This window comes from Clostridium guangxiense (genome assembly GCF_021043395.1).
GTDB lineage: Bacteria > Bacillota > Clostridia > Clostridiales > Clostridiaceae > Clostridium_S > Clostridium_S guangxiense.
In genome coordinates this window covers 21,005-33,570 of sequence record NZ_JAJNKE010000041.1, presented here as the reverse complement: position 1 = coordinate 33,570, position 12,566 = coordinate 21,005, and the positions used below count along the sequence as shown (strand labels likewise).

The following is a 12,566-nucleotide window of genomic DNA, read 5'->3' as shown; positions in this document are numbered from 1 at the left end:
CTGAAGGAACGGTTTAAAAAAATTCTAATAAATCTTGGTTCAAAAATTGTAAAATGCTTAGATATTTCAATCTGTTTGAGCGTATGCGAGTTATTGAAACTTCTTAGTATTTTACAATTTTTGAGCCTTAGATTTATAGGATTTTTTTAACGCGACGAAGCATTATTACTTCACAACTTCCAGTTTATCAGAGCGAATTTGGTAGAGCTAATTTTAAACTTTCAAGCTGTCTATATATACTAAGTATATCCATTTAATAAATAAATTTAGCTCAAAACAACAAAAGTAAAGGAAGTGGATGTCATAATGAGTTCTCAAAATCGTAACATAGATATGTGCAACGGCCCGTTGTTCAAGAAAATATTTATCTTTGCTTTGCCGATTATGGCAATGTATATATTGCAGTTGATGTTCAATACTGCTGATATGGTGGTGGTAGGACATTTTTCTGGCAGCAAGGCATTAGCAGCAGTAGGAGCAACAGGTTCACTTATTAACCTTGTCATAACTTTATTTATGGGGTTATCAGTAGGTACCACTGTTGTTGTAGCTCGGGATTGTGGTGCAGGGCGTAAAGCTGATATAAGTAGATCTGTTCATACGTCTATTGCCATAAGTATTATTGGTGGCTTTACTGTCATGGTTATAGGCATTATATTTTGTAAGCCACTTCTTAAGATGATGGGTACTCCAGAGGATATTATCGGGCTGTCTACAATATACATGAAAATATACTTTATCAGTACGCCTGCTAACATGGTATACAATTTTGCAGCAGCTATTTTACGTGCTGTAGGTGATAGCCGTCGTCCAATGTACTATCTTATCATTGCTGGTACAATACACGTAATATTTAATCTTTTTTTTGTGATTGTACTAAATATGGGGGTAGCTGGCGTGGCATCTGCCACAGTAATTTCAGAGTATATTTCAGTGATACTTATTATGGTTTGTCTATGCAGATGTGAGGGAGCTATACGTTTTATACCACGTAAAATGTGTATTGATAAGCATAAGCTAAAGGACATTGTGAGAATTGGTTTGCCAGCAGGAATGCAAGGATTATTGTTTTCTATTTCAAATGTACTAATCCAATCAGCAGTTAATTCCTTTGGATCTATTATGGTAGCTTCTAGTGCAGCTGCAAGCAATGTTGAAAACTATGTCGGCACAACAATGAATGCCTATTATAATGCAGCAATTTCTTTTACTGGACAGAACATGGGGGCAAAGAAATATAATCGAATTGATACTATTGCAAAAGTGTGTACAGTATTAATTTTTGCTACATGGATTCTTTTAGGTGGTGCGACAGTGATTTTTGGAAAACAACTGCTTGGAATTTTTACATCTGATCCAGAGGTCATTAAGCTTGGCATTTTGCGTATTAATATCATGATGGTTGCATATTTCACCTGCGGTATGATGAACGTGTATCCAGGGTTGACCCGTTCCATGGGATATTCTATATCACCTATGATTTCCACACTAGTAGGTGCCTGCCTTATGCGAATTCTTTGGCTAGCTACAATTTTTACTTGGCATCATACAGAGGTTGTGCTTTTTGCTTGTTACCCGGTTACTTGGGCATTGGCCGGAATTGGACAGGTAGGTATTTTCTTTTATGCTAGACGAAAGATTCGGAAGGTCAATGTGAAAGAATTAAGTTGTTAATAACAAATTTATCTCTACAAACTGGAATTTAACTCAGAGTACAAAGTACAGAGGACAGAGTACAGTGAAGGATGATTTTTCTCCGCTGTCGCTACAAAAAATCTTAAACTTAATGCACGCAAAGCGCTTAAAATATAGTGCTCAGCGTAGCTGACACTATTAAGTTCTAAGATTTACCTGAGAGAAACGAAAGGTAAATCCACCTTCACTGTACTCTGCACTTTGTACTCTGTGCTCTGAATCAACTTCCAGTTTATCGGGGTGAATTTGATAGTGCTAATCTTAATATTCCAAGTTGTCTATCTATAGTGATTTTTAAATAAAATGTCTTCCGTAAAAATACAAAAAGCCTAAAATTGTGGTATTATATTACTGAAGCAATAAACAAATGTCTATGTGGAATAAACAATTTGCTAATTGACATTTTGAGAGGAGACATTTTAAATGGAAGAAAAAGAGTTATCACGAGGATTAAAAGCACGTCATATTGAATTGATTGCGCTGGGTGGAACAATTGGAGTAGGCTTGTTCATGGGTTCAGCTAGTACGATTAAATGGGCTGGACCATCAGTACTGCTTGCGTATGGAGTAGCTGGAATTGCTATGTACGTAATTATGAGAATTATGGGAGAAATGCTTTATTTGGAACCACTGGCGGGATCTTTTGCAAATTATGCTAATAAATACATATCTCACTTAGCTGGATATATGACAGCATGGTGTTATTGGTTTATGTGGGTAGCTATTGGTATGTCAGAAATCACTGCCATAGGAATTTATGTGAATTATTGGTTTCCAGGCTTACCATCTTGGATTCCTGCTTTAATTGGTTTGATCATTATATCCGCTGCAAATATGGCTTCAGTTAAATTTTATGGAGAATTTGAATTTTGGTTTTCTTTAATTAAGGTTGTTACTATTATAGCTATGCTCATAGTAGGATTTGGTTTGATTTTTTTTGGCTTTGGCAATCATGGAACAGCTATTGGATTAAAAAATCTTACAGCGCATGGGGGCTTCTTTGCTGGTGGATGGAAAGGTTGGCTATTCGCATTGTGTATGGTAACAGCATCATATCAAGGGGTAGAACTTATAGGTATAACTGCTGGCGAGGCACAGGACCCTAAAAACACCCTAATAAAAGCGACGAAAAATATTATTTGGCGTATACTCATTTTCTATGTTGGTGCTATATTTGTAATTGTAACTATTTATCCATGGAATAAAATTGGTACTCTTGGAAGTCCATTTGTTTTGACTTTTTCTAAAATTGGAATTACTGCTGCTGCGGGCATTGTTAATTTTGTGGTGCTTACGGCTGCAATGTCTGGATGTAACAGCGGAATTTATAGCTGTGGTCGTATGCTTTATACCTTGTCAAAAAATGGTCAGGCACCTAAATTTCTTGGTAAATTAAACAAAGATGGTGTGCCAGCTAACGCTATTAAAGCAACTTTGATTTGTTTACTTATTGGTGTAATTTTAAATTATATCTGTCCAAATTCTAAATTGTTTGTTTATATTTACAGTTCTAGTGTTTTTCCAGGCATGATTCCTTGGATTGTTTTATGCATTAGCCAAATAAAATTTAGAAAAGAGCATGCAGAGGAAATGGCAGAACATCCATTTAAATCAAAGTTCTTTCCATATGCTAACTATATTGTGGTTGGGTATCTTTGCTTAGTTTTAGTTGGTATGTGTATTAACTCTACAACACAGATGTCTTTATTAATTGGAGCTTTGTTTTGTGCGGTTGTTACTATAGGTTATTTTGTTTTTGGTATTTATAAAAAGAATAATCTTAAAACAGAAGAATTTGAAGATAAAAAATTATTGGGCGAGGAAAGATAATTTCAATTTGTGTAAATATTAAAATTTATTCATAAGTTAAAGGAAAATTCATAAAAATACAGAATTAATAGTAAATAAAATAAATTTTGTACTTATGGGAGGAATTGTTATGAAGGAAATAGCAGGACTGCTTGGATGGATTGGCATCTGGGGATATATACTGGCTTTACTTAATTTTTTTGTCAAATATATAAATAAAAAATTTATAAACAAGCTTCCTAAGGATAAACAGAAGCTAATTAGTGGATATAGAATTATTATGAAATATATAGTGAAATATCATAAAGTAATTGGTATAGTGGCTTCGTTAGCCATAATAGTGCATCTATATTTGATGTATACTCGTATAGGACTATCAATACCAGGACTAATTGCTGCTCTAATAATGTGGACTATTTTTGCTTTAGGGATATATGGGGTTGCTATTAATAAAAATTTTAGGGGAAAGTGGGTTAAAGTTCATAGAGTATTGGCTTTTATATTAATATTCGTAATGCTTTTTCATGTTATGTTTACAAGGGTATTATTGATTCGTAAATAGTTTTATTTGTCTTCTCTCCCTCTATTATATATATCCATGACAGCCTATATGTGGCTTAAATAGCTGCTTACAGGCTGCTATTTTTGATTGGTGATTGCAGATTTACTGCATATGTAAAAGTAATGTAACCATAAAATACAAAAAAGCTTTGTTTATGATTCGACTAGTTATAAAAATGCCTTTGAAGTGATTAAGATAGATAAAAACATTGTAATAGGTGCAAATAAACTTTTTTTAAATAATACTACTATTACACTAAATAGAGTAATTAACAACTTCAATTTTAAACTTTCAGCTTGTTTATCTATATGCAAATACGATAAAATAAAATTAGAAAATCAGTTATATTTTCTAATTTATAAATTCAAGGAGTCATTAAATGGAATATTATTTAGCACCAATGGAAGGAATTACAGGACATATATACAGAAATTCTTATAATAAATTTTTTGGAGATATTGATAAATACTTTACACCTTTTATTACTCCCAATGAAAGCACAAGTCTTAAAACTAAAGAATTACGAGATCTTTTACCAGAAAATAATAAAGGAATAAATGTTGTGCCGCAAATACTCACTAATAATTCTCAAGGTTTCATTACTACTTGTAGAAAATTGCAGGAGTTAGATTATAAAGAGGTTAATTTAAATTTAGGTTGCCCATCTAGAACAGTTGTTTCAAAAAATAGAGGCTCTGGGTTTCTTGCTAAAAGAGAAGAACTTGATGCATTTTTAGATGAGATATTTAAAATAAACAATATGAAAATTTCCATAAAAACTAGAATAGGAAAGGACAATCCGGAAGAATTTTATGAACTTATAAAAATTTTTAATAAATACCCTGTAGAGGAGCTAATTATCCATCCTAGAACGCAAAAGGATTTTTATAAAAACAAGCCCAATTTAGAGGTGTTTGAAGCTGCACTATCTTTAAGCGTAAATCCAGTATGCTATAATGGTGATATTTTTACTGCTAATGATCATGATAAATTAATAAAAACTTTTCCAAAGTTAAAAAGGGTTATGCTTGGAAGAGGGATAATAGCTAATCCAGCCTTAGTGAGTTCTATAAAAAATGGAGCCAGCAGTGTAAATAAAAAGCAAATAAAAGCCTTTATCGATGAGATTTTAAGTGCATACATAGAAGCGTATAAGGACAATAAAAATGCAATGCTTAGAATGAAAGAATTATGGGGATATATGATTTACATATTTTCCAATAATAAAAAATACGCCAAGAATATTAAGAAAGCACAAAAGTTAACTGATTATAATTTAGCAGTTTCAGCTTTATTTGCAGAGCAGGATATTGTGCAGGGTGCTGGATTATTTTATGATGGAAATCAATTATATGATTAACTAATTTAATGCAAATTCTAATGTTTTTACAGTACAGCTTTTGAATTAAATACTATTAAATTTATATCTTTTGATTTAATAGTAAATGTAATTCTATACAACCTAATATAAACCCATCAATAGCATAATTATTTCAGTATTAAATTTTGATAGTTGTCCTTTGTGATTATTTTGTCCTTAACTAAATATTTCTTAGGTATATTTTTATTAAGTAGAAGATTTTCCATGAGTTCTTGTGCGGCAATCTGTCCTACTTTGGTGGCACTTATATACGCAGAAGCTATAAGAGGAGACTTTTCTTTTTGAAATTCATCCTTTGCTACATAATTGCCTACTCCTACAGCTACAGCATTTCTTGAAAGTCCTGATTGTTCAAGGGCTTTTATTGCTCCAATGGTGCCAGCTTCGTTAGCAGACATTATAAACCAATTTTTTATATTTTTATTGTTAGTTATAGTAGAAGCTGCAGAGTAAAAACTTTTTTCAGACTGTCCATTATATTCTGCTTGAAAAATATTCTCTTTTGGGAAGCTTGGAAGTTTATTCTTAAAGGTCTCTAGTTGACCTTCTGTTCTAGGTATACAGCTAGATACAGAATCCATAGACATAAGTAAGAGTCCAGAAGACTCAAGATTAGTTAATTTATTATTTTTCTTTAAGTAATCTACTAAAAAATTAGTCATATCCCGTCCTATTTTACTAGAATCAATTCCGACAAAGGGAGCAAGATAATTACCTTCATTATCAGTAAGAGGATCATCGCAGGCAATAACGGCAATATTTGATTTTTTGCATCTATCAATGGTAATTTTACTTAACTTTTGATCAGGAATACATATCAATATACCATCTACTTTTTGAGTGATTAAGCTATCTAAAGCAGATAAATATACATCTGGATTCATCTTAGCATCTATAGTTATTACTTCTTTTGCTCCCATTTTTAAAGCTTGATTTTTAGCAGCTTCACTTTCTTCTTGAAACCATGCTTCATCTAAAGTTTTATAAACAACCGCAATAACTAAGTCGGATTTTTTAGTAATTTCTTTACTTGGTACTGTATCACAAGAAAAAATTAAGGTGGTAAAAATCATAAATAAAGCTAAAAGTAATTTTCTATTCATGTTAATATAAATTCCTTTCATTAATAGAGGCTTAAATTAAAAATTTGAGTCTCTAAATTGGTTTGGTGTAATACCTGTAATTTTTTTAAATAATATGCTAAATTGTTGAGGGCTGCTGAAGCCAAGTTTATCTGATATTTCATAAAGTTTATAATTAGTAGATAAAATTATTTCTTTAGACTTCTCTATCCTAGCCTTTAAAATATACTGTGTTACATTTTCGCCTGTTTCTTCTTTAAATATTCTGCATAGATAAACCTTATGAACATTAATATTTTCAGCTATATCTGTTAAACTTAATGAGTGATTATATAAGTTTTTGTTTATGTAATCTATGCAGTCTGATACCTTTTTGCTGTACTTGTTTTTAAAAGAATTACTAAATTTAATGTTAATTATTTTTGTAAATATCTCAATAAACCAATTGTTCATTTCTTCAACAGTTTCCTTTGCTGTCAGAATCTCCATAGGTATGTATGAGGTTCCAAAGATATCTTTATAGTTTATGGAATATCTATTGCAGGTTTTTACTATTAAATCTAAAAGAGAGGAGTTTATATAATTTAGATAATTAAGCTGCATAAAACCTCTTATATCCCTATCGTATAAATGGGTAAGTTCTAATTTTAAGTTTTCAATATGATTTTGGTCAATAGCTATATTAATGGCATAAATTCTTTTATTTAAGGTATCAGTGCTTAAGTTTAAATTTTTAACAAAAGTATTATTTAAAATTATAGTATCATTTCCTAAGAATATTTTCATTTTAGAAAGTTTTATTACTTCATCCCAATATTTTTTTAGTCCAAATGGCTTTTTAAAAGTAGAGCTTATGCTTATTGTTAAGCTAATATTATTTATAAGAGAAATTCTTCTCCTTATTTCTTGTGCTAAAGAATAGCATTGATTTATTATATCGGCTTCACTATTAGTTGGAGTTAAACGTATAATAGCTGTAAATTCTCCATTTTCGCTGTAGAAGCTTTCTCCAATATTAAGTTCTTTTATAATTTCAGTAACATTTTTAATTATCTCATTAAGTGTTTGGGTATAAAATTTTTCATTTTCTATATATTTAAAAAAGTTATCTATTTGGATGAAAAATAGAGTGAAAAGTTTCCCATTTAAATTAAAATTTAGATTTTCAATAAGATTATAGCAGTCATCTTCATCTATGTTATTGAATATAAGCTTTCTTAGTGCTATATCTTTATTTTCTTTAAAAAAATTTAAAAGTCTATGCTCTTTTGTAGTTTTATTACTTTTCATGCTTGCATTATCAATATCAGTTTTTGTCTTGGCTAATATACCATACAAGTCATTGGGAGATATTAAATCTTTTATTAAATAATCTTTTACTCCCATTTTCATAGCTCTTTGAGCATAAGTAAAATCTTCATAGCAGCTTAATATTACAAATTTTTGATATTTATTTATTTTTTGTATTTCTTCTATTAAATCTAAGCCATCCATAATAGGCATTTGTATGTCTGTAATAATAAGATCTGGTTTTATATCAGAGTATTTATTTAATGCTTCTTTACCATTTGAGGCACTATATACTATTCGAAAATCAGTATCTTCCCAATTTATTATGTAGGAAAGAATTTCGCGTGCTGGTATTTCATCATCAACAATCATTACCTTGTACATGTTGTTGTCCTCCTTTAGAGCATTTCTAATAAATATACGGAATATTAAATTCTATACAGGTTCCAATTCCAGTTTTGCTATATACTTTTAAATTATATTCACTTCCAAAATATAATTTGAGCCTTTCCTTTATATTATCTAAACTAATACCATTGAATCCTTTATGAGAGGATTTTTGTTTGCCTATTCCAACGCCGTCATCTATAACTCTTATAGTTATGAATTTTTCTTTTTTTAGTATATCTATTCTTATAGTACCAGCATAACCTTTAGGAACTATTCCATGATAAAGGGAATTTTCAATAAGAGGTTGAAGTATTAATTTTGGTATTAAACAGTTATTTAATTCTTCAGGCATATTGTATACTAATTTAACTATGTCTCCATATCTATATTTTTGTATTCTTAAATAATTTTCAGTGCAGGTGAGCTCTTCTTCCAAAGTTATAAATTTTTTACTTGTTGATATACTTTGTCTTAATAGACTATTAAAGGATTGAATTAATTCTCTAATTTCGTTTTGATTATTTTTTATAGCTAAATAGTTTATTGTATTTAGCGTATTATGTATAAAATGAGGATTTATCTGTGATTGCAGCAAATCCAGCTGAGTTTTCATAGCTTCTACTTCAAGCTTTTTGTTTTCTTCTTCTTCTTTATATATTTGCTCAATCAAGCTTCTCATATTATTAATCATCTTATTGAAACAGGTTATAAGGTATTTGAGTTCATCCTCAGTTTTAGCTTCTAGCTTGTCCGGCCATTCTCCATTTTCAAATTTATTCATTGCTTTTGTAATATCATATATAGGATCTGTTATTTTCTTTGAAGTAATATGACTGATAAAAATTACAATTATAATACTGAAAATACCTATACAATAAATTAAACTTCGAATAGTATCTAGGTTTTTAGTTAAAGAATCTAGAGATATTAATCCGATTACTCTCCATTCTGGATATGCTTCTATGACACTATTAAATTCAATATATTTTGTATTGTTAATCTTTACGGTATCAGTATTAACTTTTTCTAGCATTGCTTTGTTATAATTAATATTTCCTATTTTATATATTAAGTTCCCGCTTTTATCAAGAATAAAAGTACTATTAAAAACACCACTGCAGTAGTCATCTATATTTGCAAATAAGCTTTTCTTTTTTATGTTGATCATAAGATAGCCAATTAAAGAATAATTTTCTTTATCTAAATATCTTGAAAAATAAGTTATAGTTGTTTTTTTATCATAATCTGGATCTGCATAATTAAATGGAAAAGTATTTGGAGAGGAGAATTTGTTTGAATAGCCACTTTCTATAAAGCTGTCCAACTCCTTATTTCCATAAATTAAACTGCTGTAAGGGTATTTTGAATAAAGAGGATCCATTATTTTTTTATCAGTTGTTAAAGGAATAATAGAAGTTATATAGTTATTCCATTTGCAATACTCCGATAAAGAGTTAAAAAATGCAGTATTATTTGCTGAATTAATGGAATTATTTTGGTTAAGCTTAGACATATAATCGTAAACATTCTTATCGTTTTCAATCATATAAGAATCATGTCTTATAGAATCTAAATTTTCATTAAGTATTTTAGAAATTACTGTTATTTTTTCTGATGCAACATTGTTATATTGTTTAATTATTTCTTTAGAAAATATATGACTTATAGATGATGTAATGGCTAGAGTTAGGCAAAGTATTATAATGGAAAAATATATAGTTATTCTATTGCTTATTTTTGTGATTCTTTTCATCTTCATTATTATCACCTAAAGAAAGTATAGCACTAAGAGTATAGGATTTCAAAACCAAAGATTCCCTTAAGTATTGGGAAATACCGTATACATATTTTAGGTTTAACTTAACTAAAAATAAATTTTATATTAAGTTAATATTTTATAAGAAAAGTTAATATTTTAAATTTTTATATTCAAACGATTTCAATATAATATAGTTAACGATTACAGCTGGACGTTTAGTATATTTAGAGAAATGAAAGGAATGTGTATAAAAATGAAACAAAGAATTGCGTATGCATTAGGTGCATTTGGTCATGATATTTATTATGCAACATTATCAACATATTTTATGATTTTTGTTACCAAAGCTATGTTTGAAGGAGCACCAAAAGAAGTTCAGACAAAAATGATAGGTTTAGTTACAACATTGGTTGTTGGTATTAGGTTAATTGAAATCGTATTTGATCCACTTATTGGTGGAGTTATAGATGCCACCAAAACTAGATGGGGAAAATTTCGTCCATGGCTTTGTTTTGGTGGAACAGTTAGTGCAATTTGCCTGGTAATGCTATTTACTAATTTTTTTGGACTAGCTACAAGTAATCAAACTTTATTCACAGTTGTATTTATTATTGTTTTTGTTATTTTAGATTGTACTTATTCATTTAAGGATATAGCATTTTGGTCAATAATACCTGCACTTAGTGAAAATTCAGAGGAACGTGGAAAATTAGCAACTTTTGCTCGTTTTGCTTCATCATTAGGGGCAAATGGTACAACTTTAGCAGTAGTTCCTATAGTTGCATTTTTTACTTCAAAATTTTCTGGTAAAGCCTCTAGCGGATGGTTTGCTTTTGGTTTAATAGCTGCATCAATATATGGTGTCACAAGCTGGATTGCAGCTTTTGGAACAAAAGAAAAAGATAGTGTTTTACGTCAACAAAATGATAAAACTTCAATTAAAGATGTTTTTGGTGCACTTGTTAAAAATGATCAGTTAATGTGGTTAGCTTTGGCATATATTTTATTTGCTATTAGTTATGTAGCTACAACAGCGGTATTAATGCTTTATTTTCAATATGTCATTGCTAATATATCAGCATTTTCAATTGTAGGTGTTGTATCTGCAATTTGTGGTATTGTAGCTGTTCCATTATATCCAGTTATAACTAAATTTATTTCAAGAAAATACGTCTACGCAATTGGTATAGTATCAATGTTAATTGGATATTTATTATTTTCAGTAGCATCATCAAGTTTATTGGTAGTTATTATTATAGGTTTAGTATTCTTCTATTTCCCATATCAGCTAATTTTCTTATCAGTGTTAATGACAATAAGTGATGCGGTTGAGTATGGACAATGGAAAAATGGTGTTCGTAATGAAGCCGTAACTTTATCTCTTCGTCCCTTGCTAGATAAGATTGCGGGTGCGCTATCTAATGGTATTGTAGGTTTTGTATCAGTATCTTGTGGTATGATTGGAAATGCACAAGCAAAGGATATAACACCAAAAGGTATTTTTACATTTAAGATATGGGCATTTTATTTGCCAGCAGCGTTAATAATTATATCTTGCATTATATTCTTATCCAAAATTAAATTAACAGAGAAAAGACATGCTGAAATAGTAAAAAAGTTGGAAGCATCATTAGAAAAAAATGGACAGTAAGTTTATTTTGGCATATTAAATAAACTTAATCCATCTTTGTCAGAGCCAATACCTACGATAACAGAAGAAAGAATTTTGGCTTTACCACGCTTTTTTCTTAAATTAGCATAGAGATTTTTAAGGTTCAATAACTTACCATTGTAATTGTAGTAAACCCTTGGCATTGCTTTGACCATGGCAATAGTATTAAGTTTAAGTTCTAAAATCTGTATAAGAGTTTTTGGGTACGTAAACCAACTGTCAAAAAAAACATATGATGCAGGAATAGCATATTTTGAAACTTGTTTAAGTAAACTAATCATAACTTCAGGTGACTTTAAAACAGCCTCCTTACGGAGTTTAGAACCGTTGGTTCTTTTATCAATATTGTGGTTTTCAGAACAAAGTCTGTTTTTCTCCTTTTCGGAAGAAAGCAGAGTAAAAGCAAGCGGTAAAAAAGTATTGCAATCTGACCAACCAAGGGTAAGAAGGCGAAAACCTTTTACATATTTATGGTCAACATGGTTACGAACTCTTGCAAGAAGTTCAACAGATTTACTCCTGCACCTACTGTATAAAGAATCATCAACTACAAGTACGTTAACTCTATCTTCTGAAGTAAGTGGTACAATAACATTTTTTATGATTGATGAAGAAAGTAAAAACAGAAACTTTCTCCAATTGAAGTTTGGAGAATTAAGGAATCTATATACAGTATCTTTTGAAAATTGATTGTTTTTTCAAGACTCCAAGTTTATAAATAGGTTTTTCCAGTAAAAACAAGCATGAAAATATATTGAAATATTTTAATACAAGAAAACCCTCTTTCTTTAGAAAAATTACATTGTTTGAGTATATATCCAATTTTGTTATCTTTAAAAAATCTATTTATAGTAAAATTAAATTGTTTATCAGTAGTATCATTTGATATAATAGTATTCATAAGAAACATTCCTTTCTTTGGTGTG

The 12,566-nt window shown here is 29.9% G+C and carries 9 protein-coding genes and 1 pseudogene; 5 read left to right on the top strand and 5 right to left on the bottom strand.

What is annotated here, in order from left to right; translation table 11 throughout:
* Positions 1–306: 306 nt before the first annotated feature.
* The 4 genes from LQK79_RS17540 (at position 307) to LQK79_RS17525 (ending at position 5,426) form a co-directional block, all read left to right on the top strand.
* Positions 307–1,674 (top strand): MATE family efflux transporter, encoded by a 1,368-nt coding sequence (locus LQK79_RS17540; RefSeq protein ID WP_053243622.1) that lies wholly within the window; start codon positions 307–309, stop codon positions 1,672–1,674.
* A 444-nt stretch (positions 1,675–2,118) separates the two neighbouring features.
* Positions 2,119–3,525, top strand: a complete 1,407-nt coding sequence (locus tag LQK79_RS17535; RefSeq protein WP_231017336.1) for an amino acid permease — start codon at positions 2,119–2,121, stop codon at positions 3,523–3,525.
* Between the two features lie 109 nt (positions 3,526–3,634).
* A complete protein-coding gene (locus LQK79_RS17530) occupies positions 3,635–4,066 on the top strand; it encodes a hypothetical protein (protein WP_053243039.1) in 432 nt (143 codons plus the stop codon).
* A gap of 379 nt (positions 4,067–4,445) precedes the next feature.
* On the top strand, positions 4,446–5,426 hold the full coding sequence (locus tag LQK79_RS17525) for a tRNA dihydrouridine synthase (protein ID WP_053243040.1): 981 nt from the start codon (positions 4,446–4,448) through the stop codon (positions 5,424–5,426).
* Positions 5,427–5,554: 128 nt separating this feature from the next.
* Here the strand turns inward: LQK79_RS17525 and LQK79_RS17520 are convergent, their stop codons facing one another.
* From LQK79_RS17520 to LQK79_RS17510, 3 genes are read right to left on the bottom strand one after another with little or no spacing between them, the layout of a single operon-like run.
* On the bottom strand, positions 5,555–6,550 hold the full coding sequence (locus LQK79_RS17520) for an arabinose ABC transporter substrate-binding protein (protein ID WP_053243041.1): 996 nt from the start codon (positions 6,548–6,550) through the stop codon (positions 5,555–5,557).
* A gap of 36 nt (positions 6,551–6,586) precedes the next feature.
* On the bottom strand, positions 6,587–8,203 hold the full coding sequence (locus LQK79_RS17515; RefSeq protein WP_231017335.1) for a response regulator: 1,617 nt from the start codon (positions 8,201–8,203) through the stop codon (positions 6,587–6,589).
* A gap of 25 nt (positions 8,204–8,228) precedes the next feature.
* Positions 8,229–9,968 carry a sensor histidine kinase gene (locus LQK79_RS17510; RefSeq protein ID WP_053243042.1) on the bottom strand — a complete coding sequence of 580 codons (1,740 nt, stop codon included), beginning with the start codon at positions 9,966–9,968 and terminating at the stop codon, positions 8,229–8,231.
* A gap of 253 nt (positions 9,969–10,221) precedes the next feature.
* On the opposite strand from LQK79_RS17510, the gene LQK79_RS17505 reads away from it, so the two are divergent.
* A complete protein-coding gene (locus LQK79_RS17505; protein ID WP_231017334.1) occupies positions 10,222–11,619 on the top strand; it encodes a glycoside-pentoside-hexuronide (GPH):cation symporter in 1,398 nt (465 codons plus the stop codon).
* A gap of 2 nt (positions 11,620–11,621) precedes the next feature.
* Here the strand turns inward: LQK79_RS17505 and LQK79_RS17500 are convergent.
* Both LQK79_RS17500 and LQK79_RS17495 read right to left on the bottom strand, forming a co-directional pair.
* Positions 11,622–12,272: pseudogene (locus tag LQK79_RS17500) on the bottom strand (IS4 family transposase); the annotation flags it as partial.
* An 80-nt stretch (positions 12,273–12,352) separates the two neighbouring features.
* Complete coding sequence (locus LQK79_RS17495) at positions 12,353–12,541, bottom strand: hypothetical protein (protein ID WP_053243045.1); 189 nt, start codon at positions 12,539–12,541, stop codon at positions 12,353–12,355.
* Positions 12,542–12,566: the final 25 nt, after the last annotated feature.

Bases quoted from the DNA above. Each gene is read 5' to 3' on its own strand.
- LQK79_RS17515 (WP_231017335.1), bottom strand. From the start codon at position 8,203: ATGTACAAGGTAATGATTGTTGATGATGAAATACCAGCACGCGAAATT.
- LQK79_RS17505 (WP_231017334.1), top strand. From the start codon at position 10,222: ATGAAACAAAGAATTGCGTATGCATTAGGTGCATTTGGTCATGATATT.
- LQK79_RS17520 (WP_053243041.1), bottom strand. From the start codon at position 6,550: ATGAATAGAAAATTACTTTTAGCTTTATTTATGATTTTTACCACCTTA.
- LQK79_RS17530 (WP_053243039.1), top strand. From the start codon at position 3,635: ATGAAGGAAATAGCAGGACTGCTTGGATGGATTGGCATCTGGGGATAT.
- LQK79_RS17525 (WP_053243040.1), top strand. From the start codon at position 4,446: ATGGAATATTATTTAGCACCAATGGAAGGAATTACAGGACATATATAC.
- LQK79_RS17540 (WP_053243622.1), top strand. From the start codon at position 307: ATGAGTTCTCAAAATCGTAACATAGATATGTGCAACGGCCCGTTGTTC.
- LQK79_RS17535 (WP_231017336.1), top strand. From the start codon at position 2,119: ATGGAAGAAAAAGAGTTATCACGAGGATTAAAAGCACGTCATATTGAA.
- LQK79_RS17495 (WP_053243045.1), bottom strand. From the start codon at position 12,541: ATGAATACTATTATATCAAATGATACTACTGATAAACAATTTAATTTT.
- LQK79_RS17510 (WP_053243042.1), bottom strand. From the start codon at position 9,968: ATGAAGATGAAAAGAATCACAAAAATAAGCAATAGAATAACTATATAT.